Raw genomic sequence first — 23,122 nt, 5'->3', positions numbered from 1 at the left:
GCGGATGTCGGGGACGGTCAGGGCGCGGGTGTCGGGGCGGGCCGTCATCACGAGGCCAGCCGTTCGGCGATGGCGCCCACGGTGCGGCCGCGGAACACCACCTGCGGAGGCACCCGGGTCCCGGTCTGCTGCGAGAGCTTCATCGCGACCCGCACCGCCGCCAGCGAATTGCCGCCGATGCGGAAGAAGTTGGCGTCCGGCCCGAGGTCCTCCGGCAGGTCCAGGACGGCCCGGACGGCGTCGGCGACCAGCCGTTGGCGCGGGGTGAGCGGGTCGGCCGGAGCGGCGGCCCGGCGCTCGGCGGGGGCCGGCAGGGCCCTGCGGTCGACCTTGCCGTTGGGGTTGAGCGGAAGTGCGTCCAGCACGTCGAGGGTGGCGGGCACCATGTGCTCGGGCAGCAGCCCGGCCAGGTGGTCCAGCAGCGCCTCCGGGCCGGCCCCGCCGGCACCCGGGTCGAGCGTGACGTAGGCGGCGAGCCGGTGGTCGCCGGGGGCGGGCTCGTACACGGTGACGGCGGCCTCCCGGACGGCGGGGTGGCGGGTCAGCGCGTCCTCGATCTCGCCGGGCTCGACCCGGAAGCCGCGGACCTTGACCTGGTCGTCGATCCGGCCGGTGATCTCCAGCAGCCCGTCCGGGCGCCGGTGGCCGAGGTCGCCGGTGCGGTAGAGCCGCTCGCCGGGGACGCCGAACGGGGAGGCGACGAAGCGCTGGGCGGTCAGCCCGGGCCGGCCGACGTAGCCGTGGGCGAGGCCGCCGCCGGCCGCGTAGAGCTCGCCGGTGGTGCCGTCGGGGACGGGCTCCAGCCGCTCGTCCAGGACGTGCACGGCCTTGCCGTGCAGCGGGCGGCCGATCGGGATGGCGGCGCCGGCGGCGTCCTCCGGGGTGGCCCGGTGGCAGGTGGTGAGGCCCAGGCTCTCCACCGGGCCGTAGCCGTTGGCGACCACCAGGTCCGGGTACTGGCCGAGCGCCTTGCCGACGTGGGTGACGGAGGCCCGCTCGCCGGCCGTGAAGGCCACCTTGAGGTCGTCGTAGGTCTCCGGGAACTCCTCCAGCAGGAAGTTGAACAGGCTGGCGGAGAGCTGGAGCTGGGTGACGCCGTGGCGCCGGGTCAGCTCGGCGATGGCCTGCGGGTCGGGCCGCTGGCCGGGCTGCAGCACGCAGACGCCGCCGAAGGCGAGCGCGCCGTACAGCTCGAGGGCGAAGGCGTCCCAGGAGACCGGGGAGCACTGCAGCCAGACCTCCTCGGGGCCGAAGCGGGCGTAGTCCTGGCCGAGGTAGGTGGTGGTGAGCGCGCGGTGCGGCACGGCGGCGCCCTTGGGGCGGCCGGTGGAGCCGGAGGTGAACATCACGCAGGCGAGGTCGTCGCCGGTGACGGAGACGCCCGGGTCGTGGCCGGGACGGGCCGCGACGGCGGCGGCCTCGGCGTCCAGGTCGAGGTGGTGGGCGATGGGGAACGGCGGGCTCGCGTGGCGGTGGGTGACCAGCAGCGAGGCCCCGCAGTCGGCGACCGCGCCGGCCAGCCGCTCGGCCGGGAAGTCCGGGTCGAGCAGGGTGTAGGCGGCGCCGGTCTTGAGCGCGGCGAGCAGCGCGACCACCAGGTCCGGTCCGCGCTCGACCAGCACGGCGACGGTGTCGCCGCGGCCGGTCCCGGACTCGGCCAGGTGGTGGGCGAGCCGGTTGGCCCGGGTGTTCAGCTCGCCGTAGCCGAGCCGTTGTTCGCCGGAGACGAGGGCGAGCGCGTCCGGGGCGGCGGCGGCCCTGGCCTCGAACAGGGCGTGCACGGGCGCCTCGACGGCGGTGGCCAGGGTGCCCAGCCAGGCCTCGCACAGCTCGGCCATGGTGGCGGGATCGAACAGGTCGGAGTCGTACTCGAAGCGGCCGGTGAAGTCGGTGCCCCGGTCGTCGACGGAGATCGACAGGTCGAAGCGGGAGACCGGGTTGGAGTACAGCTCGCGGGTCACCTCGAAGCCGCCGACGGTCAGTGGGCGGGTGTCCAGCGGGTGCAGCTCCAGCAGCACCTGGCAGAGCGGGTTGCGGTTCTCGGCGCGGTCGTCCTCGCGGCCTTCCAGGACGCTCGCCGCGATGTCGTCGAACGGAGCCTCCTGGTGGCGGTAGCCGCCGATCGCCACCTCGCGGACGTGCCGGACCAGCTCGCGGAAGTCCATGGACTCGTCGATCCGCACCCGCAGCGGCAGCAGGTTGACGAAGTAGCCGACCAGGGCGTCGAGTTCGGCCCGGCCGCGGACGCTCACCGGGGAGCCGAGCACCAGGTCGCGCTGCCCGGTGCGCCGGTGCAGGGTGAGCGCGAGGCCGGCCAGCAGCACCATGAACGGGGTGGCGTCCTCGCTGCGGGCCAGCGCCCGGACCGCCTCGGCGACCGGGCGCGGCATCGCGAAGCGGTGGAAGTCGCCGCGGAATCCCTGCACTTCGGGCCGGGGGTGGTCGGTGGGCAGCGCAGGCTCGGTCGGGGCGTCGGCCAGCTGCTCGCGCCAGTGGGCGAGTTGGCGTTCGGCGTGCTCCGGGTCCCGGTAGAGCCAGGCGCTGTAGTCGGCGTACTGGACGGCGGGCTCGGGCAGCTCGGCCGGGCGGCCCGCGGCCAGTGCCTGGTACAGGGCGGCGAGTTCGCCCTCCAGGACGGGCAGCGAGCCCTCGTCCCAGACGATGTGGTGGCAGAGCAGCAGCAGGGTGGCGGTGGCGCCGGTGCGGTAGAGGTGGGCGCGCAGCAGCGGTCCGTGCTCCAGGTCGAAGGGGACCAGGGCGGCCTCGGCGACCAGGGCGTCGAGGCGCCCGGCCTCCGTGTCGGTCACCGTGAACGGCACCTCCACCGCGGGGTGGACCAGCTGGCGCGGGCCGTCGTCGGCCAGTTCGAAGGTGGTGCGCAGCGCCTCGTGCCGCGCCACCACGCCTTCCAGCGCCCGCCGCAGCAGCTCCGGGTCGACCGGGCCGGCGAAGCGGAACACCCAGGGCACGATGTAGGTCGGCGCCTGCGGGTTCCACTGGTCGAGGAACCAGAGGCCGCGCTGGTACGGGGACAGCGGCGCCGAGACGGCCCCGGCCCGGGTCAGCGGCGGGCGCTCGCCACCGGCGGAGGCGGTGACGGCGGCGGCGAACTCGGCCAGCGTCGGGGCGTCGAAGATGGTGTACGGGGAGATCATGCCGAAGACGTCGAAGACCCGGCCGACCACACGCACGGCGGTGAGCGAATCACCGCCCAGGTGGAAGAAGTTGTCGTCGGCGCCGACCTCGGGCACGCCCAGCACGTCCGCCCAGACGGCGGCGATCAGCTGCTCGGCGGGGGTGCGCAGCGGGCGGCCGGCCGGGGCGGCGGCGGCCGTGGAGCGCGGTTCGGGCAGGGCGGCGCGGTCGATCTTGCCCCCGGCGGTCAGCGGGAAGGCGTCCAGCACCGTGACGGTGGCGGGGACCATGTGCTCGGGCAGCCGCTCGGCCAGGTGGGCGCGGAGCGCGGCGGGGTCGGGGGCGTCGCCGGTGACGTAGCCGGCGAGCCGGCCCTCGTGGGCGACGACCACGGCGGCGGCGACGCCGGGGTGGGCGGCGAGCAGCTGCTCGATCTCGCCGGGCTCGACCCGGAAGCCGCGGATCTTCAGCTGGTGGTCGGCGCGGCCGACGAACTCCAGCGGGGCGTCCGGGCCCTCACGGCGCACGACGTCGCCGGTGCGGTACATCCGGGCGCCCGGCTCGGGCGCGAACGGGTCGGCGACGAACCGGCCCGCCGTCAGGCCCGGGCGGCCGTGGTAGCCGGAGGCGAGCAGCGGCCCGCCGAGGTACAGCTCGCCGGCCTCGCCGGGGGCGGTGACCGGGCGGAGCCGGTCGTCCAGCACGTAGGCGCGGCGCTCGCCGAGCGGGGTGCCGATCGGGACGACGTCCGACGCCCCCTCCGCGCCCGACTCCCCCTCCGCGGGTCCCGCCAGGCGGTGGGTGGTGGCGGTGATCACGGTCTCGGTGGGCCCGTAGGCGTTGAGCAGCGGCACGCCGGTGGCGGCCCACCAGCCGGCGGCGGTGTCCGGGTAGAGCCGGTCGCTGCCGGAGATCATCAGACGCAGGGTCCGCGGGGCGCGGCCCCGGGCGCGCAGCGCCGTCACCACCTCCTGGAAGTAGCCGGCGGCGAGGTTGGCCACGGTGACGCGCTCGGCGTCCAGCAGGTCCAGCAGGGCGTCCGGGCCGAGCAGCTGCTGCTCGGGCACGAGCAGGCAGGCGCCGGCGGACAGGGCGGTGAGCGTCTGTTCCACGGCGACGTCGACGGTGGGGCGGGCGAGGTGCAGCACGGTGTCGTCGGCGGTGAGGCCGAAGCGGTCGACGGCCGCCGCCAGGTGCCCGGTCAGCGCGGCGAGCGGCACGTGCACGCCCTTGGGGCGGCCGGTGGTGCCGGAGGTGTAGATGAGGTAGCCGGGGGCGGGCACGGCCGCGGCCTCGCCGGAGGGTGCGTCGCCGGAGGGTGCGAACTCGGTGAGTTCGCCGTCGACCAGGGCGAGGGTGGCGCCGGCGTCCTCGCGGATCCAGCGGTTGCGCTCCTCCGGGGCCTCCCGGTCCAGCGGCAGGCAGGTGGCCCCGGCGCGCAGGGCGGCGAGCAGGCCGACCAGGTGGTCCAGCCGGTCGCGGCCGGTGACGGCCACCGTCCGCCCCGGGGCGATCCGGGCGGCGAGGGCGCCGCTCAGTGCGTCCAGCTCGCGGTAGCGGACGGTCCGGTCGCCGAGCCGTACGGCCGGCCGGTCCGGGAACCGGCGCGCGACGGATATGAAGGGGAAACCGCTAGATTCCATCATCCAACCCCGATGAATTGACGACGCTGCGGGCAGTGATCTCGACGATAGGGCGGCTTTCCGGCGCCGATCGGCAGAACTTCCGGAAGACCATCGGCAGTTTCAACTGCCGCTTGCTGCACAGGAGTTGGAGAAAAGCGCGCGGCCCGCTGGGGCGCACGGGGGCGCCTCGGCGGGCTCTGCGGGAATGCGCTCTCTTCGATTGTCGGGCGGCCCGGAACTACCCGGGGAATTCCGCGGACCACACGTCGGCGCGGTCCACCGCGGCCGGCGAGTACTTCCCGAGCGCGCTGATCAGCAGCCGCAGTTCGAGCGCCAGGCAGTCGGTGAAGCGGATCAGCCCCGCCTGCGGATCCTCGGCGGCGGCCAGCAGGGCCGCCCGGCCCAGGCCCACCGCCCGGGCGCCCAGCGCCAGGCTCTTGACCGCCCGGCCGCCCTCCCACATCCGCCCCGAGACCAGCAGACAGGGCGGCGGCCCGGCGAGCGCCAGCCGGCGCAGGCACTCCGCCAGCGGCAGCCCGACCTGCGCCGGGAAGGCACCCGGCGCCCAGCCGGTACCGCCCTCCGCGCCGTCCACGGTGACGGCGTCCGCACCCGCCTCGGCGGCCACCCGGGCGGCCTCGGCGACGTCCCGGCCGGGGTGCAGCTTCACCCAGACCCGGGCCCGGGGGAAGTTGTTGCGCATCAGCCGCACCTGCTGGCGCAGGATCTCGGCGGTGAAGGTGCCCGGCGTACTGGCCCGCAGCACCCGGCCGTCCTCGCCGAAGACCGGGTCCAGGCCGTAGCGGTCGCCGAGCCGGGCGGCGGCCTCGGCGTCCAGCACGGTCATCCCGCCGAGTCCCGGTTTGGCGCCCTGCCCGACCTTCAACTCGAAGGCGAGGCGGCCCGATTCGAGCAGCGGCAGGGCCGCCGGGTCGCTGTAGAGGAGGTTCCACACCTCGGCGTCGGCGTCCTCGGTGGACTGCTGGACGGCCACCCCGCCCAGGCCGTCGGGGAGTTGCTCCGCGTAGGCGCGCAGTCGGCCGAGCAGCGCCCGGTCGGCGTCCTCGCCGAGCCGGCCGTAGCCGTTCACCGGGACGACGTTCTCGCCGATCACCATCGGCAGGCCGAGCGCGCCCGCCTGCCGGCTGAGCGCCAGACCGAGGTCCCCTCCGGCCGCCCGGGTGGAACCGGTCGCGGACACGTAGACCGGTAGGGCGGAGGTGAACCCGCCGATGGCAGTGGTGAGTTCGACGTCCCGGTAGTCGGGTTCGCGGCCCAGGTCGATCAGCTTGGCCAGCCGCTGCGGCACGAACACCGGCGGCACGATCCGCAGCGAGTCCAGGGCGTCCGGCGCGTCCGCCGACCCGGCGCCGCCGGCCGGGCGCTCGGCGCCGAACAGCACCTGTCCGTAGCTGCCGGGCGGCGGGAAGGCCGCCGCCGTCCCGGCCCGGGCCCGCTGCCGGACCTCCTCCTCGGGGAAGCCGGGTGCGCTCAGGTCGCTCACGGCGACACCACCCCGGCCACCTTGGGGAAGGCACTGGCCTGCCAGACCGCGTCCAGCCCGGCGACGTAGCGGGTCAGCCGCTCGACGCCGATGCCGAAGCCGGCGCTGCCGGGCACGCCCTCGCGGACCAGGTCCAGGTACCAGCGGTACTTCTGCGGGTTCTCCCCCGTCTCGCGCATCCGGGTGACGATCTCGGCGTAGTCGTTGGTGCGCTGGCTGCCGCTGCACAGCTCGCCGTAGCCCTCGGCCGCGATGAGGTCGAAGTTCCGCAGCAGGCCCGGGTCCTCGGGGTTCTCGCGGTCGTAGAAGCCGCGCGAGCCCTTGGGGTAGTCGGTGACGAAGAACGGCCGGTCGCGCTGCGCCGAGAGCAGCGCCTCGCCGGCCCAGTCGAGTTCGGCGTCCGGGCTCTGCGGGTGGCCCAGGCCCCGCAGCTCGGTGACCGCCTCGGCGTGCCGCATCCGGCCGAAGGAGCCCTTCAGCAGCTCGGCGAACGCGTCGGTGTCGCGGCCGAGTTCGGCGAACTCCTTGGGCAGCTCGCGCACCGCGCTGCCGACCATGTGCACCACCAGCTCCTCCACCAGCCGGACGGCGTCGTCCCGGCTCGCCCCGGCCATCTCGACGTCCAGCTGGTGGAACTCGGCCAGGTGGCGGCTGGTCCCGGCGGTCTCCAGCGGCTCCAGCCGGACGTTCGGCGCGATGCAGAAGATCTTGTCGAAGGCCAGCAGCGAGGCCTGCTTGTAGAGGATCGCGCTGGTCATCAGCTTGTAGCGGTGGCCGTAGAAGTCGATGTCGACCTGCTTGGAGCCGCGCGAACCGGGGTCGGTGACCGGGCCGATGATCGGCGGGAGCAGTTCGGTGAAGCCCCGGCCGCGCAGGTACTCGCGGGCGGCCGAGAGCAGGTGGTGCTGGAGCCGGAGCGCGGCGCGGGTGGTCGGAGAGGTCAGGTGGCGGCCGGGGTCCGGGAGCGTCGCGGCGGCGGTCGCGGGGGTGGGCCCGTCGGTGGTCATGGCGTGATGAGTCCCAACTCTCGTGGTGCGGCGGGTGTTCGGGCGGGTTCCGGGGCTTCGGTGGCGCGGCTGTCGTAGCGCCACTGGACGTGGGAGAGCGCGCCGAGCAGGTCGGAGGAGCCGAGGATCGGCGGACGCGGGCCGCCGGAGAGGCCGGCGATCGGCATCGCGCCGACGTCCGACCAGTGCAGCCGCCCGTCCGGGCCGAGCGAGCTGCGGGCCCGGCCGGCGTTGTCGGGGTGCAGGCAGTAGGGCACGTCCAGGTAGCCGGCCGCGAAGGCGCGGACCAGGGCCCGGCCGATGTCGGCGTCCAGCTCCAGCACGGCGCCGATCAGCGCCCGCGCCTCCGCCTCGATGCCGGTGTCGGGCACGGCGAGCGGCGGGCGCGACGGCTCGGCGTTGGCGGCCACGGCGGCCGTCTCCAGCGCCCGGACGTTCTCGGCGACGGTCGGGATCCGGTGCGCCTCGGCGGTCGTCTTCACGATCAGCCGGGCCGCCCCGGTGCGCACCGCCAGCCGGGCGGCGTCCTCCAGCAGCAGCCGGGCTCCGCCGGGCGTGCGCGGGAAGACGCCCATGTAGGCGTAGAGCACGAGGTGGTGGTCGACGTCGGGCAGCAGCTCGTCGGCGAGGCGGCCGAGCACGGTGAGCGCCTCCTCGTCCTGGCGCGGGTCGGGCTGCTGGGCGTAGCTGAGCGAGACGCTGCGCAGCCCGTGCTGCCGGAAGAACAGCGCCTCCAGCAGGCTCGTCGCGATCAGCAGGCTCGGCGGGCAGAGCTGGCCCATCAGGCAGCCGCCGAACGTCTCCAGGTGCGGTTCGGCGCCGAACTCGCGGATCGAGGCGAGCAGTTCGCAGCTGCGCCGCCAGCTCTCCACCGCCTCGCGCAGCGGGGTGCGGCTGTAGGGCAGGCAGTAGGAGACCGGGCCGCCCTCGGTGGCGTCCAGGCCGACCGCGAGCAGCGCGCGGACGATGTGCTCGGGCAGCGCCGAGCCGTGCCGGACCTGCACCGGGAAGCCCTCGCCGGCGACCCCGCGCAGCACCGCCCGGGTGACGTCCACCGGGTGGCCGGCGATCGGGTAGCCGTTCAGCCCGACCCCGTCGGCCAGCGCGCGGCGGGCGGCGGCGAGGTCGCCGGTGCGGGTGTAGCTGTCCAGGGTGATGGTGCCGACGGTGACGGCGTCCGCGCCCCGGGTGGCGAGCAGGCCGTCGCGCATCCGCAGCGGGTCGGCCATGCCCATCCGGGGCTGGACCACCAGGGCGCCGGCGGCCCCGGCCCGGGCGACGAAGGCGCCGAAGCCGGCTCTGGCGGGGCGGGAGCCGCCGGGCGCGGCGGCGGCGAGGGCGCTCACCGCGGCACCCCGGAGACGCTCGCCACGGGCAGGGACAGCGGCAGTGCGGGGATGGGCAGGGCAGCGGCGGGCAGGGCAGCGGCGGGCAGGGCAGCGGCGGGCTGGGCGGCGGCGGGCAGCGAGCCCACGAAGGCGCGGAAGTCGGCGACCGACCGCCCCTCCTCGAAGACCCCGTCGAACCCGGCGGCGAGCAGCGACCGCTGCCGCTCCGGGTCACCGGGGCCGGCGATGGACAGCTTGCCGCCGATCACCGTGGGCGTGCGGCCCAGTTCGGGACAGGCCCGCAGCGCGCGGATCACCCGCAGGCCGTCGTGGTGGCCGTGCCCGTTGACGCTGCTGAGCACGATGAGGTCCGGCGCGACCCGGCGGCACTCGGCGACCAGCAGTTCGTCCGGTACGCACGCCCCCAGGTTGGTGACCCGGTGGCCGAGCTCCTCCAGCAGCAGTTGCAGGAAGACCAGGTTCCAGGTGTGCGAGTCCGAGGCCATGGTCGACACGACGACCTCCAGCCCGGCCGGTTCGGCCGCTGCGCGCTGCTGCTCCAACTGGTCCACGGCGCAAACCCTCTGTGTCGGTGAGTGATGGACAGAACGCTAGGGAGGATCCGGCCGGCGGACCGGCAGCTCACCCGGCAGGAAGCGGGCAGTATCGGCGGCACCCCGGCGCCGCGCGGAAGGACGGGTGCGCCGGACGACGGGTGTCAGCTCGCCGTCGCGAGCACCGGGTACGCCCCGGCGGCGCCGAACAGGCGGCGGCACAGGTTCAGCACGGTGAACCGCACGCCGTCGCGGGCGGGGACGCTGCGGATCAGCCCACTCGCCAGCAGCTCGTGCACGGCGGCCAGCGACTCCTGCGGAGGCCGCCCGCTCAGCTCGACGGCGTCCTCCCCGGACCAGTCCCCCGGTTCGGCGGCCAGCCGCGCCAGCAGGTCGCGCTGGCCCATCGTCAGCCGGTCGAGCGCCGCGTCCAGGGCCTCGCCGACCCCGCCGCGCCCGCCGAACCCGGCCGGGGGAGGCGCCAGCTGGAACGGCCCCTCGGCCAGCCTGGCCACCAGCTGGCGCGGGGAGAGCACCGTCGACCAGCCGGCGGCCAGCTCCAGCGCGCCCGGCAGGCCGTCGAGCTGGCGGCAGAGCGCGGCCACCGCCGGTGCCTCCTCGGGCTCCAGCCGGTAGCCGGGGCGCAGCCGGCGCAGGTGGGACAGCAGCAGCCGGACGGCGCCCACCTCGGCGAGCGCCAGCGGATCGTGGTCGAGTTCCGGCGCCGGGGTGGGCAGCGGGGCGAGCGGGATCACCTGGCCGCCGGGCAGCGGCTGCGCGACCCGGGCGGTGATCAGCACCCGCAGGCCGGGGCAGCGCTGGAACAGCTCGTCCAGCAGCGCGGGCTCCACGCCGGTGTCGGCGCCGTCCAGGACCAGCAGGGTGGGGCGGGTGCCGATCGCCCGGGCCAGCTCGGCGCGGCGTTCGGGGCCCATGCCGGGCCGGCTGGCCCAGTCCGTCCAGCGCACCGACCAGCGTGCCGTGCGGTGCAGCCGGCAGGCCGCCTCCAGCACCAGTCTGGTCTTGCCGACCCCGCCGAGGCCGGTCACCGTGACCAGCCGGTCGCCGTGCACGGCGAGGGCGTCGGTCAGCGCGTCGACCTCCGGCTCCCGGCCGACGATCGCGGCACGGGCCACCGGCGGGGCGGCCGGTTCGTCGCGCGGCTCCTCGGCGAGCGTCTGGCGGCGCGCGGCCGCCTCGAACACCGTGCGGCTGCGGCCCTCCAGCCGCAGCGCGTCGGCCAGCAGCCGGACCGTCTCCTGCCGGGGGCGCTGCACCCGTCCGCTCTCCATGTCGCGGATCGCCCGGACGCTCAGGGTCGCGTGATCGGCGAGCACCTGCTGGGTCAGGCCGATGCGCTCGCGCCGGATCCTGAGCAGCTCTCCGAAGCCCGCCGTCGAGTGCAGGGTGTGAACGCCGTCCATGCTCCGTCCGCCTTCCGTGGGTTGGCCAACTACCGGGGACCAGGGGCTCGGTCCGCCGTGCGGCGCGCCGAGGGCGGCGCCGAACGGTGGTGACCGTCGACCCGGGGTTCCCCTGCCGCAGATGGTCCACGGCCCTGCTCTACGGCCGATCAACGGCCGATCACCGCAGGTTCACGACACCTCCGCATCGTCCACGAACCCTCCCGACGAGGGGCGCGACGCATCCGGGGCCGGCACGGGGCGGGGCATGGGGCGGGCATGGAGCCGGCCCGGGCGTACCGCATCGGGGAACGGTACGACCGGGCCGGTGATCGGGGCGGAGCGTCAGACGCGCTGCATGCCCGGGTTGTAGGCCTCGGTGACGAAGGAGGCGGCGGTGCTGACGGTGCCGCCCGGGCGGGTGATGTGCGAGATCACCCGGTAGTCGGCCCGCGCGTGCTCCTCGTCGAGCGTGATCGTGGTGTAGCCGCGCCGCCCGTCGTAGAACTTCATGTGCGGGTTGGCCGCCGTCAGGGTGCCCCAGTTGCCCGGGTGCTCCTCGCCGTCGCCGTCGCTGGCGATCGAGGTGCCGACGATCTCGACGCCGACGGTCCGCGAGTTCGGGTCGTCGAAGTTGCGCTTGACGTCCATCGCGTAGGCAACGTGCACGTCACCGGTGAGGATGACGAGGTTCTCGACGCCGATGTCCTCGACGCCGGCCAGCAGCCGCTCACGGGCGGCCGGGTAGCCGTCCCAGGCGTCCATGGACAGCTTGGAGGTCGCCGCGGTGGTGTTCTTCCGGCGGGAGAAGACCACCTGCTGCGGGACGACGTTCCACACCGCCTTGGACTTGCGGAAGCCGTCCAGCAGCCAGCGCTCCTGGGTGGCGCCCATCAGGGTGCGGGTCGGGTCCTCCGACTCCGGGGTGGGGAACTGCCAGCCGTCGCCGTTGGCCTGGTCGGAGCGGTACTGGCGGGTGTCGAGGATGTCGAACTGCGCCAGCTTGCCGTAGTGGTGGCGGCGGTACAGCTTGAGGTCGGTGGCGTCGGGCTTGGGCATGCGCAGCGGCATGTTCTCCCAGTACGCGCGGGTGGCGGCGGCGCGGCGGGCGACGAAGGCCTCCACCGACTGGTTCTTCTCGGGGATGCCCGCGGCGTAGTTGTTCTCGACCTCGTGGTCGTCCCAGGTGACGTACCAGGCGTGCGCGGCGTGCGCGGCCTGCAGGTCGGGGTCGAGCTTGTAGAGGGCGTACCGCAGGCGGTAGTCCTCCAGGTTGGTGGTCTCGTGGTTGAACAGCGCCGGCAGGGTGCGGTCGGTGTACTTGCGGTCGCCGCCGACGGCGTCGATGCCGTACTCGTAGATGTAGTCGCCGACGTGGAAGACGGCGTCCAGGTCCTCGTTCGCCAGGTGCTTGTAGGCGGTGAAGTAGCCGTCCTCGTAGGCCTGGCAGGAGACCAGGCCGAAGCGGACCTCGTCGATCTTCCGGCCGCGCGCCGGTGAGGTGCGGGTGCGGCCGACCGGGCTGACCCAGCTGCCGACCTTGAAGCGGTACCAGTGGACGCGGTCCGCGTCGAGGCCGTCGACGTCGACGTGCACGGCGTAGTTGAACTCGGCGTAGGCCTTGGCGGTGCCGCGCCGGGCGACCTTGCGGAAGGCCTCGTCGCGGGCGATCTCCCAGTCGACCTTGACCACACCGGTGGGCGGCAGGCCGTTGCCGGGCTCCAGCGGGCGAGGGGCCAGACGGGTCCAGAGCACGACGGCGTCGCTGAGCGGGTCACCGGAGGCGACGCCGAGGGTGAACGGGTTCTCGGTCAGCGCGCGGGGCGCGATCTCGGCGTCGGCGGCGTGGGCGCTCGGCAGGTTGGTGGTGAACGCCAGCGCGGCGGCGGCCGAGGTGACGGTCAGGAAGCGGCGGCGGCCGATCCCCAGCCGGGTCGCGGCCTCCCGGAACTGCTGGTCGTGCGAGGCCTGGTCGTCTGTGCGAGCCATGGGTCTGGACTGCCTTCCGTACGCTGGGCATGACCGGCGGGTGACACCGGCTGTGTACGGAGGGTATTGGAGTGGACCCCGCGGTACGGCGAGCGTCGCGGCCCCTGCGCAGAAGTGATCATCAGGTGATGACAGCAGCCGAATCGGGCAATCGGACGATAATGCCCCCTCACCACCGACGGGCCGTCGGACCGTGGGCGCCGCCGCACCGACGGGCCGGCACGGCGCCCGTAACCGAATGGGGCGGCCGGCGCGGACCCGCCCGCCCCACTCGGCCTGCCGGCCCCGCCCGCTCGCGGATGGGCGGGCGCCGCCCGTCCCTCCACCGCGAGCGGGTGGCCGTCCGCGAACACGGCCTCCCGGCCTGTGCGGACGCCGACCAGCAGGTCTTCGATCGGGCTCCGGTGACCAGCGCTCGAAAGCGCCCCGGAACACCGCGAGCACGCCCGCCCACCGTAGCGCTCCCCGACCGGCGTGTCAGGGCAACCACCTTGAGCGGAAGGCGAGTTCGGCGGGAACCCCGAACGTGATCACGACCGCGAACGAGCCGCAGCCAATCACGCCGCGGCACCCGGCCGCAAATCGGGCACCACGGGCCGACGGACCGTCATGGACCTGACTCACCAACGGGGTTCGGCGGTTCCGCCGAACCGGCCCCGACCGCTCCGGCACGCTTCCGCCCGGTGAAATCCCCGGGCGGACACATTTCCGGGCCACCGATATTCCGGCAAACGGCCGGTATCGTTCCGTTTCTTCAGAACGACTTCATACAGCCGAAACAGCCCACGCTTTCTTCGCCGCCGACCGGGTGCTAGCCTCGCTTCAATCTCGCGCCGCTTGAACCGCCCTTTACCCGGGTGATTCACCGTCGGAAATCCTGGACAGCCATGCAAGCCACCCCGTTTCGGTAATCCTGAAAGGGTTCAGCATGTCCGCTTCCGCCAGCTCCCCCGCCACCCCCGTCGGCCCCGGCCTGCTCACGCCGCGGCCGATCGTCGGGCTGCTCACCGACTTCGGGCTCGTCGACGACGCCGTCGGCATCTGCAAGGGCATGGTGCTCAGCATCGCCCCGCACGCCAACATCGTCGACGTCACGCACGACGTCACGCCGTTCGACATCTACGAGGCCGGCCTGTACATCCGCGACTCGTTCCGCTACTTCCCGCCCGAGGCGGTCTTCGCCTGCGTCACCTTCCCGCACACCGGCGTCCAGGACAACGCGATCGGGGTGCGCACGCCCCAGGGGCACACCTACTTCGCCCCCGACAACGGACTGCTCACCCGGATCGTCAAGGAGGCGGGCGTCGCCGAGGTCCGCCGGATCACCGCCGAGAAGGTTCGCCGACCCGTCATAGACCCGACGTTCTACGGGCGCGACATCGTCATTTCGGCCGCCGCGCACATCGCCAACGGAGTACCGTTCAGCGAGATCGGCGAGGAAATCGACGCCGCCGGGATCACCCTTCTGGAGATCGCCGAACCGGTCGTCGAGGGCGACTGGATAATCGGCGAGGTGGCGATTCTCGACAAGAACTACGGGAACGTCTGGACGAGCATCACCCGGGAATTCCTGGACACCCGCGGCATCGACTTCGACACCGAGCTGGAGATCGAGATCGGCGGCACCCGGCTCACCACCCCGCTGCGCCGCACCTTCGGCGAGACCGGCGAGGGCGAGCCGCTCGCCTACATCGCCAGCCGCGACCAGCTCGGACTCGCCCTCAACCAGGGCGACTTCGCCGCCCGGTACGGGGTGGAGCGCGGGCACGCGGTCCGCGTGAAGGTGCGCTGATCCCACCGTGCGCGCGCAGGGGTACGCATTCGCGCTGCTGACCGCCGCCTTCTTCGGCGCCGGCGCCGTGCTGGCCAACCGGGTCACCCGCGAGATCGACCCGCTGCTCACCACCGGGCTCAACCTGTCGATCGGCGCCGTGCTGCTGGCCACCCAGCTGGCGGTACGGCGCCGACCGCTGGTCCCGCGCGGCCTGACCGGGCGGGACTGGATCCGGCTGGGCTTCGTCTCGGTGGTCGGCACCGGCCTCTCGCTGGCCCTGGTGATCAGCGGACTGAGCCGGACCAGCCCGGTCAACGGCGGATTCCTCATCCAGCTCCAGGGCCCGACGGCCGTCCTGGCCTCCGTGCTGCTGCTCGGCGACCGGCTGCGCGGGTGGCAGTCGGCCGGGCTCGCGGTCACCCTGGCCGGCGGGGTGCTGGTGGTGCTGCGCGACCCCGGCGCGGGCTTCACCTCCGTCGGCACCGGCGACCTGCTGGTGCTGGCGGGCGCGGTGCTGGCCGGTCTCGCCTTCCTGCCCGCCAAGACGCTGATGGCCAAGGTGCCGGCGCTGCAACTGGCACTGTGGCGGCTGGTCCCGGCGGCGGTGGTGCTGCTGCCGGTCCTGCTGCTCACCCCCGGACCGCTGCGCTGGCACCCGACGGCGGGCACGCTCGGGCTCCAGCTCCTGCTCGCCGTCACCAACTTCTGCCTCGCCTACGTCACCCTGCACCTGGCGCTGGAGCGGCTGCGCCCCTGGGAGACGGCGAGCGTGCTGCAACTGGAGCCGGCGTTCACGGTGCTCGTCGCCCTGCTGGCGCTCGGGCTCGCGCCGACGCCGCTGCAGCTGGTGGGCGGGGTGCTGATGATCGGCGGCGGACTGCTCGCCAACCGGCCCGCACCGACCCGCGCCCCCGCACCGGCGACCACGCCCGCGACCGCCTCCGGACCGGCGACCACGCCCGCACCGGCCGCCACCCCCGCACCGGCGTCCCGGCCGGCCCACGACCCGGGCGACGGCGACCCGCCGTCGCCCGTTCCCACCCGACCCGCCTACCAGAACAGCCGAGGTACCACCCCATGAAGGCGATCCGCGTCCACGCCCCCGGCGGCCCCGAGCAGCTCCGGGTCGACGACGTCCCGGTGACCGAGCCCGCCGCCGGTGAGATCCGCATCCGCACCGAGGTCATCGGCGTCAACTACGTCGACGTCTACCACCGCCAGGGCGTCTTCCCCGTCGCCCTGCCGTTCGTCCCGGGCATGGACGCCGTCGGCACGGTCGACGCCGTCGGCCCCGGCGTCACCGAGCTGTCCGTCGGCGACCGCGTCGCCTACGGCGAACTCCCCGGCGCCTACGCCGAGTTCGTCACCGTCCCGGTGCGGCTGGCAACCACTGTGCCGGACGGCCTCGACTCCGGGACGGCCGCCGCCGCGATGCTCCAGGGGCTCACCGCGCACTACCTCGCGCACGACTCGCACCCGATCGCCAAGGGCCAGGTGGTCGTGGTGCACGCCGCCGCCGGCGGGGTCGGGCAGTTCCTGGTCCAGTTCGCCAAGCGCGCCGGGGCGCACGTCATCGGCACCGTCTCCACCGACGAGAAGGCCGCGCTGGTCACCGAGCTCGGCGCCGACCACGTCGTGCGCTACGACCGGGAGAACTTCCGCGAGGCCGTCCACCGGATCACCGACGGCGCGGGCGCCGACGCGGTCTACGACTCGGTCGGCAAGGACACCTTCCTCGACGGCCTCGACTCGCTGCGCCCGCGCGGCACCCTCGTCGTCTACGGCCGGGCCAGCGGCACGCCCGACCCGATCGACCCGTTCACGCTGGTGCAGAAGGGCTCGCTGAAGCTCACCTGGCCCAGCCTCACCCACCACGTGCTCACCCGCGAGGACTTCACCGCCCGCACCGGCGACCTCTTCGCCGGACTCCTCGACGGCACCCTGCGGGCCCGGATCGACCGCACCTTCGACTTCGCCGACGCCCCCGCCGCGCACGCCCGGCTGGAGCGCCGGGAGAGCCTCGGCAAGATCCTGCTGCGCCACCCGTAGGCACCCGCAGGCACCCGTAAGCACCAGCAGACACCGAGACCGACGCCCCGCCGGACGCCGCCCGCGTCCGGCGGGGCGTCACCTGCCCCGACAACCAGTCCGAACGGCCCCAAGCACGGGAGGACACTCACCCATGGCTCCCCACTCCCCCGGCCCGACCGCCGCCCGCCACCGCCGGATCGCCGTGGTCGGCGCCGGCCCGCGCGGCCTGTCCGTCCTCGAACGCCTGCTGGCCAACGAGCGCTCCCGCCCGTCGGCCGCCGCCCTCACCGTCCACCTCGTCGACCCCTACCCGCCCGGCGCCGGCCGGGTCTGGCGCACCAACCAGTCCCGGCTGCTGCTGATGAACACCGTGGCCTCGCAGGTCACCGCCTACACCGACCCGAGCGTCGCGATCGACGGCCCGGTCGAGGAGGGCCCCAGCCTCTACGCCTGGGCCAAGTCCGCCGTCCCGCAGGGCGCTCCGGGCGAGTACGACGAGCAGGTGCGGGCCGAGGCTCGCGCGCTCACCCCCGACGCCTACCCGACCCGCGCCTTCTACGGCCGCTACCTGCGCGACGTCCACCGCCGCATACGCGCCGGCGCCCCGGCGCACTGCCGGATCGTCGAGCACCGCACCCGCGCCGTCCGGCTGACCGACGCCGACCCGGTGCCCGGCGCCGCCCAGGTGCTGAGCCTCGCCAACGGCCGCCGGATCGCCGACCTGGACGCGGTGGTGCTGGCCCTCGGCCACCTGGCGACCGGCCCCACCGGCGCGGAACGCGCCCTGACCCGGGCCGCCGCCGCCCACGGCCTCGTCCACCTGCCGCCGGCCAACCCGGCCGACCTCGACCTCGCCGCCCTGGTGCCCGGCCGCCCGGTCCTGTTCCGCGGCCTGGGCCTCAACTTCTTCGACCACCTCGCCCTGCTCACCCGCGGCCGCGGCGGCCGGTTCGCCGAGCGCGACGGCCGGCTCGTCTACCACCCCTCCGGGCAGGAACCGCTGATCCTGGCCGGCTCGCGGCGCGGCGTCCCGTACCACGCGCGCGGCGAGAACGAGAAGGGCCCGCACGGCCGCCACCACCCCCGGCTGCTCACCGAGGCCCACGCGGCCCGGCTGCGCGAACGCGCCGCCGCCGGCAAGCCGGTGCGCTTCGCCCGCGACCTGTGGCCGCTGGTCGCCCGCGAGGTCGAGGCCGTCTACTACGCCACCCTGCTCGCCGCCGCCGGCCGCCCGGAGGACGGCGAGCGGCTCGCCGAGGAGTACCTGGCCGCCGCCGGACCCGCCCGCACCGCCGCGCTGCTCGACCGCCACGGGATCCCCACCGCGCAGCGCTGGGACTGGCACACGCTCGCCCACCCGTACGCGGGCCTGCGCTTCGCCTCCCGCGCCGAGCACCGCGCCTGGATCGTCGAGCGCCTGGAGCGCGACGTGCGCGAGGCCCGGGCCGGCAACCTCAGCGGCCCGCTCAAGGCCGCCCTGGACGTGCTGCGCGACCTGCGCAACGAGATCCGGCTGGCCGTCGACCACGGTGGCATCGAGGGCTCCTCCTACCGCGACGACCTGGAGTCCTGGTACACCCCGCTGAACGCCTTCCTCTCGATCGGCCCGCCGGCCTCCCGGATCGACGAGCTGCGCGCCCTGATCGAGGCCGGGGTGGTCGACCTGCTCGGCCCGGACGTCCGGATCGCCCTCGACCCGCGCGGCACCCCGCCCGCCTTCACCGCCCACTCGCCCGCGATCGACGCACCACCGCTGCGCGCCGCCGTCCTCGTCGAGGCCCGGCTGCCCGAACCCGACCTGCGGCGCACCGGCGACCGCCTGCTGCGCGGCCTGCTGGACGACGGCCAGGCCGGCGTCTACCGGATCCCCGACGCGGCCGGACCCGGGTACGAGACGGGCGGGCTGGCGGTCAGCGAGCGGCCGTACCACCTGCTCGACGCGAAGGGGCGGGCGCACCCGCGCCGCTTCGCCTACGGTGTCCCCACCGAGGCGGTGCACTGGGTCACCGCAGCCGGCATCCGGCCCGGCGTCAACTCGGTGACGCTGGGCGACTCCGACGCCATCGCGCGCGCCGTCCTCGCGCTGCGCCCGCTGCGCCCGGCCGTCGCCGTGGTCCCCGCCCCGCGCCGCCCCGCCCCGCGCACGCCCGTGCACCCCGGCTGACGCCGGCCATCGTCGCCCCGGCCCCTCCGTCCCGCCGGACGGAGGGGCCGGGGCTTCTCCCGTGCCCACCGGACACCGGGAACGGGGGGTGCGCTGGCGGGACGGCGGCCGTGCGCTGTGGGCCAATTCGGCACCGGGCCACCGAACTAACGTCTCAGCGTCGGTGGGAGGAACGGGCCCGGCCCCCGGGCCCGTTCGGCCGCCGCACCCCTCTCCGCCGCCCGCGCCGGGCGGCGGTCGTTCCCCAGCACAGGAGGCTTTCAAGGTGTCTGTCATGCCGGTCGGCGGGATCGTCCCCCGCTCGGAGGAGGACGTCGCCGGGAACGCCGCCGACGTCGTCGTCCGCAACGCCAGGATCCACACCGGGGACGCCCGCCGCCCGCAGGCCGGCGCCCTCGCCATCCGGAACGGTGTGATCACCGCAGTCGGGGACGACGCCGACGTCGCCCCGTTCGTCGGACCGTCCACCACCGTGGTGGACGCGCTCGGCCGGCGCGTCGTGCCCGGCCTCAACGACGCGCACCTGCACGTCATCCGGGGCGGCCTCAGCTACGTGCTGGAGCTGCGCTGGGACGGCGTGCGCTCGCTGCGCCAGGCGCTGGCGATGCTGCGCGAGCAGGCCGCCCGCACGCCCGAGGGCCAGTGGGTGCGCGTGGTCGGCGGCTGGTCGGCCGAGCAGTTCGCCGAGCGCCGGCTGCCGACCCCCGCCGAGCTGAACGAGGCCGCGCCGGACACCCCGGTGTTCGTGCTGCACCTCTACCAGTCGGCGATCCTCAACCGCGCCGCGCTGAAGGCCGTCGGCTACGACGCGACCACCCCCGACCCCAAGGGCGGCCAGATCGTCCGGGGCCGCAACGGCGAGCCCAACGGCATGCTGCTGGCCGCCCCCAGCGCCCTGGTCCTCTACTCCACCCTGGCCAAGGCCCCCGCCCTGCCGCCGGAGGACCGCAAGGCCTCCACCCGGCACTTCCTGCGCGAGCTGAACCGCTTCGGCCTGACCTCCGCGATCGACGCCGCCGGCGGCTTCCAGAACTTCCCGGAGAACTACGCGACGGTGACCGAGCTCGCCCGGGAGGGCCTGCTCTCGCTGCGCATCGCCTACCACCTGTTCCCGCAGACCGGCGGGCAGGAGCTGGACGACCTCAAGCGCTGGATCGACACGGTCCGCCCGGAGGACGGCGACGAGTGGCTGCGCCTCAACGGCGCCGGCGAGAACCTCACCTGGGCCGCCGCCGACTTCGAGAACTTCGCCGAGCCCCGCCCCGAACTCGGCTCCTACGAGGCCGAGTTCGAGAAGGCCGTCCGGCTGCTCATGGAGAACGGCTGGGGCTTCCGGCTGCACGCCACCTACGACGAGACCATCCGGCGCGACCTCACCGTCTTCGAGAAGCTCGCCGCCGAGGGCCTCTTCCCGCAGGGCAACCGCTGGCTGTTCGACCACGCGGAGACCGTGTCCCGGGAGAGCCTGGACCGGATCGCCCGGCTCGGCGGCGCGCTCTCCGTGCAGAACCGCCTCTCCTTCCAGGGCGAGACGTTCACCCGCCGCTACGGCGCCGGCGCCGCCGCCGAGGCCCCGCCGATCCGCGCGATGCTGGACCGCGGCCTGAACGTCGCCGCCGGCACCGACGCCACCCGGGTCTCCTCCTACAACCCGTGGGTCGCCCTGCACTGGCTGGTCTCCGGCCGCACGGTCGGCGGCCTGGCGATGCGCCCGGCGCAGAACCGGGTGGACCGGGCGACGGCGCTCGCGATGTACACCACCGCGGGCGCGGCCCTCACCGGCGAGCAGGACGTCAAGGGCGTGCTGCGGCCCGGCTGCTACGGCGACCTCGCGGTGCTGTCCGACGACTTCTTCACCGTGCCCGAGCACGAGATCCCGGACATCGAGTCCCTGCTGACCGTGGTCGGCGGCCGGATCGTGCACGCCGCAGCCGAGTACGAGGGCCTCGACGAGGAACTCCCGCCGATCAGCCCCGGGTGGAGCCCGGTCGCCCGCTTCGGCGGCTACCAGTCCACCGGCGCCCGTCAGGCGGAGCTGCTCGGCGAGGTCGTCGCCGAGTCCGAGCTGCAGCGCACCTGGCGCGTCGCCCGCGGCCACACCGTCGAGCGGGAGCTGCCGTTCGACCCGTGCTTCGTGCTCTGAGCCCTCGGCGGGCGAACACGGTCGGCCGGGACGACCGGGACGACCGGGACAGCCGGGAGAACCGGGACAACGGGGCCGGGAACAGAAACAGGACCAGGGACAGGAACGGGACACGATGGATACCGGACTACTCATCATCCGGGTGGTGGTGGGCCTGCTCATCGCCGGACACGGCGTGCAGAAGGTGAGCCACCACCTCGGCGGCAACGGCCTCTCCGGCGGGACCGCGGAGTTCGAGCACGACGGCTTCCGGGGCGGGACGCTCACCGCGCTCGCCGCCGGGGCCGGGCAGATCGGCTCGGGCCTGTTCCTGGCCCTGGGCGCGCTCACCCCGCTGGCGGCCATGGTCGCCATGGGCGTGATGACGGTGGCGATCACCGTCAAGGTGCCGCACGGGCTCTGGGTGCAGAACGACGGCTACGAGTACCCGCTGGTACTGGTGGCGGTCACCGGCTCGCTGGCGCTCACCGGCGCCGGGCGCCTCTCGGTCGACCACGCCGTCGGCCTGACCTCCTGGCCGCTCTGGCTGGTGATCCCCGCCGCCGTGTTCGGCCCGGTCAGCGGCCTGCTCACGCGGGCCGTCCTGCACCGCACGGACCCGTCGGCGGACCCGTCGGCGGGAGCGACGGCGGGAGCGGCGGCCGGTGCGCGCGCTGCTGACTGACGCCCTGCGGACGCTCGCCCCGCCGCGTTCCGACCGGCACGGGCCGCTGCCGCCGCTGATGCTGCTGCTGACGGTCGCCACCGGCGTGGTCGACGCGGTGAGCTACCTCGCCCTGGGACACGTGTTCGTGGCGAACATGACCGGCAACGTGGTCTTCCTGGGGTTCGCCCTCGCGGGCGCCCCGGGCCTGTCCGCCACCGCCTCGCTCGTCTCGCTGGCGGCCTTCCTGGCGGGTGCGCTCGCCGGCGGGCGGCTGGCCGGACGGTCGGCGGCCCACCGCGGCCGGCTGCTGGCCCTGGCCGGCGGCGTCCAGACCGTCCTCATGGCCGCGGCGGCCGTCACCGCCGCGGTCGTCGGCGGCGACGACGCCCAGTACCCGCTGATCGTGCTGCTGGGCCTGGCCATGGGTCTGCAGAACGCGGCGGCCCGCCGGCTCGGTGTGCCCGACCTCACCACCACCGTGCTCACCCTCACCCTGACCGGCCTGGCCGCCGACTCCCCGGCGGCCGGCGGTGCCGGGCCCCGCCCGGGCCGCCGGATCCTGTCGGCGCTGGCGATGCTGGTCGGCGGCCTGGTGGGCGCGGTGCTGGTCCTGCACGGGCGGCTGACCGTCGCGCTGGCCCTGGCCGCCCTGCTGGTGCTGGCCACCGCCGTCGTCGCCCGCCGGCTCTCGGCCGCGGACACCCACTGGGCCCCGCCGATCTCCTGAGCGGCGCGCCCGATGAGGCCCTCTCCAGGGGCCGGCCCCGCACCGCCGCTCCTCACCAGGGGCGGCGGTGCAGGGCTACGTGCACGGTGTCGACGATCTGGATCATCGCGGCCCGCGCGGTGCCGGTCGGGCAGCTCCCGGCCAGCAGCAGGAAGCCGTGCACCGTCCCCTGGTAGCGGGTCGCCACCACCGGGACGCCGGCCGCCCGGAGCCGGGCCGCGTAGGCCTCGCCCTCGTCGCGCAGGACGTCGGCCTCGGCGGTGACCACCAGGGCCGGGGGCAGCCCGGCGAGCTGCTCCAGGGTGGCGCGCAGCGGCGCGGCGGTCGCCTCCCGGCGCCGCCGCTCGTCGGGCAGGTAGGCGTCCCAGTAGCGGCGCATGTGGTCGCGGTGCAGGAAGTAGCCCTCGGCGAAGCGGTGGTAGGACGGGGTGTCGAAGTCGGCGTCGGTGACCGGGCAGACCAGTACCTGCTGGACCAGCCGGACGTCCCCGCGCTCGCCGGCCAGCAGGGTCAGGGCGGCCACCAGGTTGGCGCCCGCCGAGTCGCCGACGGCCGCGACCCGCTCCCCCGCCAGCCCGATCTCGTGGCCGTGCTCCCGGATCCACCGCAGGACGCCGTAGCACTGCTCGATCGCCACCGGGTAGCGCGCGCCGGGCGCCCGCGCGTAGTCGACGTAGACCACGGCGGCGTCGGTGCCCAGGGCGAGCTCCCGGACCAGTCGGCGGTGGCCGGTGGCGTCGCCGGGCGACCAGCCGAGGCCGGGCAGGAACAGGACCACGGGGCACGGCTCGGTGGCGCCGGCCGGCCTGGCCACCTGGACGGACACCCGCCCGGTGGGACCGCAGGGCAGCGCGAGCCACTCCGTGGTGGTGGCGCCCGGGTCGTCCGGATCCTCCGGATCGGTCCCGTCGGCGGGACCCGCCGCGGGCGCGTCGGCGGGCGGCGGCGTGAAGAGGTCCGGCGGTTCCGCCGCGGGCCGGTCGGCCGCCCGGGCGGCCAGGAACTCCTGGAGCGCCCGGTCGAGCACCGGTCCGTGGTCGGGGAAGGGGATGGGGTCGGGCAACTCTTCGCTCCTGGCTTTCGGTCGGTCGT

The 23,122-nt window shown here is 75.0% G+C and carries 15 protein-coding genes; 7 read left to right on the top strand and 8 right to left on the bottom strand.

Annotation, left to right across the window (positions count from 1 at the left end; genetic code table 11):
• Positions 1-47: 47 nt before the first annotated feature.
• The 7 genes from ACFVVU_RS23105 to ACFVVU_RS23075 form a co-directional block, all read right to left on the bottom strand.
• On the bottom strand, positions 48-4,781 hold the full coding sequence (locus ACFVVU_RS23105; RefSeq protein WP_387791922.1) for an amino acid adenylation domain-containing protein: 4,734 nt from the start codon (positions 4,779-4,781) through the stop codon (positions 48-50).
• A 217-nt stretch (positions 4,782-4,998) separates the two neighbouring features.
• Positions 4,999-6,264, bottom strand: coding sequence for a glutamate synthase-related protein (locus ACFVVU_RS23100; RefSeq protein ID WP_387791920.1), 1,266 nt, complete (start codon positions 6,262-6,264; stop codon positions 4,999-5,001).
• Positions 6,261-7,271 carry an asparagine synthetase A gene (locus tag ACFVVU_RS23095; protein ID WP_387791918.1) on the bottom strand — a complete coding sequence of 337 codons (1,011 nt, stop codon included), beginning with the start codon at positions 7,269-7,271 and terminating at the stop codon, positions 6,261-6,263. Before ACFVVU_RS23095 ends, ACFVVU_RS23100 begins: the two co-directional genes overlap by 4 nt.
• A complete protein-coding gene (locus tag ACFVVU_RS23090) occupies positions 7,268-8,617 on the bottom strand; it encodes a methylaspartate mutase (protein ID WP_387791916.1) in 1,350 nt (449 codons plus the stop codon). The genes ACFVVU_RS23095 and ACFVVU_RS23090 overlap by 4 nt, the downstream gene beginning before the upstream one ends.
• Complete coding sequence (locus ACFVVU_RS23085) at positions 8,614-9,171, bottom strand: cobalamin B12-binding domain-containing protein (protein ID WP_387791914.1); 558 nt, start codon at positions 9,169-9,171, stop codon at positions 8,614-8,616. Before ACFVVU_RS23085 ends, ACFVVU_RS23090 begins: the two co-directional genes overlap by 4 nt.
• A 146-nt stretch (positions 9,172-9,317) precedes the next feature.
• Positions 9,318-10,577, bottom strand: coding sequence for a helix-turn-helix domain-containing protein (locus ACFVVU_RS23080; RefSeq protein ID WP_387791913.1), 1,260 nt, complete (start codon positions 10,575-10,577; stop codon positions 9,318-9,320).
• Positions 10,578-10,901: 324 nt separating this feature from the next.
• Positions 10,902-12,545, bottom strand: coding sequence for an alkaline phosphatase D family protein (locus tag ACFVVU_RS23075; RefSeq protein ID WP_380681119.1), 1,644 nt, complete (start codon positions 12,543-12,545; stop codon positions 10,902-10,904).
• Positions 12,546-13,473: 928 nt separating this feature from the next.
• Between ACFVVU_RS23075 and ACFVVU_RS23070 the strand changes: the two genes are divergently transcribed.
• From ACFVVU_RS23070 to ACFVVU_RS23040, 7 genes are all read left to right on the top strand, one after another.
• Positions 13,474-14,337: an S-adenosyl-l-methionine hydroxide adenosyltransferase family protein gene (locus ACFVVU_RS23070; protein ID WP_380681116.1), complete on the top strand. Its 864-nt coding sequence runs from the start codon at positions 13,474-13,476 to the stop codon at positions 14,335-14,337.
• Between the two features lie 7 nt (positions 14,338-14,344).
• Positions 14,345-15,400, top strand: coding sequence for a DMT family transporter (locus ACFVVU_RS23065; protein ID WP_380715197.1), 1,056 nt, complete (start codon positions 14,345-14,347; stop codon positions 15,398-15,400).
• Positions 15,397-16,368 (top strand): quinone oxidoreductase family protein, encoded by a 972-nt coding sequence (locus ACFVVU_RS23060; protein ID WP_380690404.1) that lies wholly within the window; start codon positions 15,397-15,399, stop codon positions 16,366-16,368. Before ACFVVU_RS23065 ends, ACFVVU_RS23060 begins: the two co-directional genes overlap by 4 nt.
• Before the next feature lie 133 nt (positions 16,369-16,501).
• Entirely contained in the window at positions 16,502-18,514 is a 2,013-nt protein-coding gene (locus ACFVVU_RS23055; protein WP_387791912.1) for an FAD/NAD(P)-binding protein, read from the top strand.
• Positions 18,515-18,788: 274 nt separating this feature from the next.
• Entirely contained in the window at positions 18,789-20,657 is a 1,869-nt protein-coding gene (locus ACFVVU_RS23050) for an amidohydrolase (RefSeq protein ID WP_387791939.1), read from the top strand.
• A 115-nt stretch (positions 20,658-20,772) separates the two neighbouring features.
• Positions 20,773-21,321: a DoxX family protein gene (locus ACFVVU_RS23045; RefSeq protein ID WP_387791911.1), complete on the top strand. Its 549-nt coding sequence runs from the start codon at positions 20,773-20,775 to the stop codon at positions 21,319-21,321.
• Complete coding sequence (locus ACFVVU_RS23040) at positions 21,302-22,030, top strand: YoaK family protein (RefSeq protein ID WP_387791909.1); 729 nt, start codon at positions 21,302-21,304, stop codon at positions 22,028-22,030. The genes ACFVVU_RS23045 and ACFVVU_RS23040 overlap by 20 nt, the downstream gene beginning before the upstream one ends.
• Positions 22,031-22,082: 52 nt before the next feature.
• Here ACFVVU_RS23040 and ACFVVU_RS23035 read toward each other — a convergent pair whose 3' ends face one another.
• On the bottom strand, positions 22,083-23,093 hold the full coding sequence (locus ACFVVU_RS23035) for an alpha/beta hydrolase (RefSeq protein WP_380687812.1): 1,011 nt from the start codon (positions 23,091-23,093) through the stop codon (positions 22,083-22,085).
• Positions 23,094-23,122: the final 29 nt, after the last annotated feature.

It is taken from the genome of Kitasatospora sp. NPDC057965, assembly GCF_042887135.1.
GTDB lineage: Bacteria > Actinomycetota > Actinomycetes > Streptomycetales > Streptomycetaceae > Kitasatospora.
The sequence above is the reverse complement of the archived record's forward strand: the minus strand, read 5'-3'. Positions and strand labels throughout refer to the sequence as shown.

What these genes read in the sequence shown, in the direction of transcription:
- ACFVVU_RS23075 (WP_380681119.1), bottom strand. Translation starts at nt 12,545, where the DNA reads ATGGCTCGCACAGACGACCAGGCCTCGCACGACCAGCAGTTCCGGGAG.
- ACFVVU_RS23095 (WP_387791918.1), bottom strand. Translation starts at nt 7,271, where the DNA reads ATGACCACCGACGGGCCCACCCCCGCGACCGCCGCCGCGACGCTCCCG.
- ACFVVU_RS23050 (WP_387791939.1), top strand. Translation starts at nt 18,789, where the DNA reads ATGCCGGTCGGCGGGATCGTCCCCCGCTCGGAGGAGGACGTCGCCGGG.
- ACFVVU_RS23105 (WP_387791922.1), bottom strand. Translation starts at nt 4,781, where the DNA reads ATGATGGAATCTAGCGGTTTCCCCTTCATATCCGTCGCGCGCCGGTTC.
- ACFVVU_RS23045 (WP_387791911.1), top strand. Translation starts at nt 20,773, where the DNA reads ATGGATACCGGACTACTCATCATCCGGGTGGTGGTGGGCCTGCTCATC.
- ACFVVU_RS23070 (WP_380681116.1), top strand. Translation starts at nt 13,474, where the DNA reads ATGTCCGCTTCCGCCAGCTCCCCCGCCACCCCCGTCGGCCCCGGCCTG.
- ACFVVU_RS23080 (WP_387791913.1), bottom strand. Translation starts at nt 10,577, where the DNA reads ATGGACGGCGTTCACACCCTGCACTCGACGGCGGGCTTCGGAGAGCTG.
- ACFVVU_RS23055 (WP_387791912.1), top strand. Translation starts at nt 16,502, where the DNA reads ATGGCTCCCCACTCCCCCGGCCCGACCGCCGCCCGCCACCGCCGGATC.
- ACFVVU_RS23060 (WP_380690404.1), top strand. Translation starts at nt 15,397, where the DNA reads ATGAAGGCGATCCGCGTCCACGCCCCCGGCGGCCCCGAGCAGCTCCGG.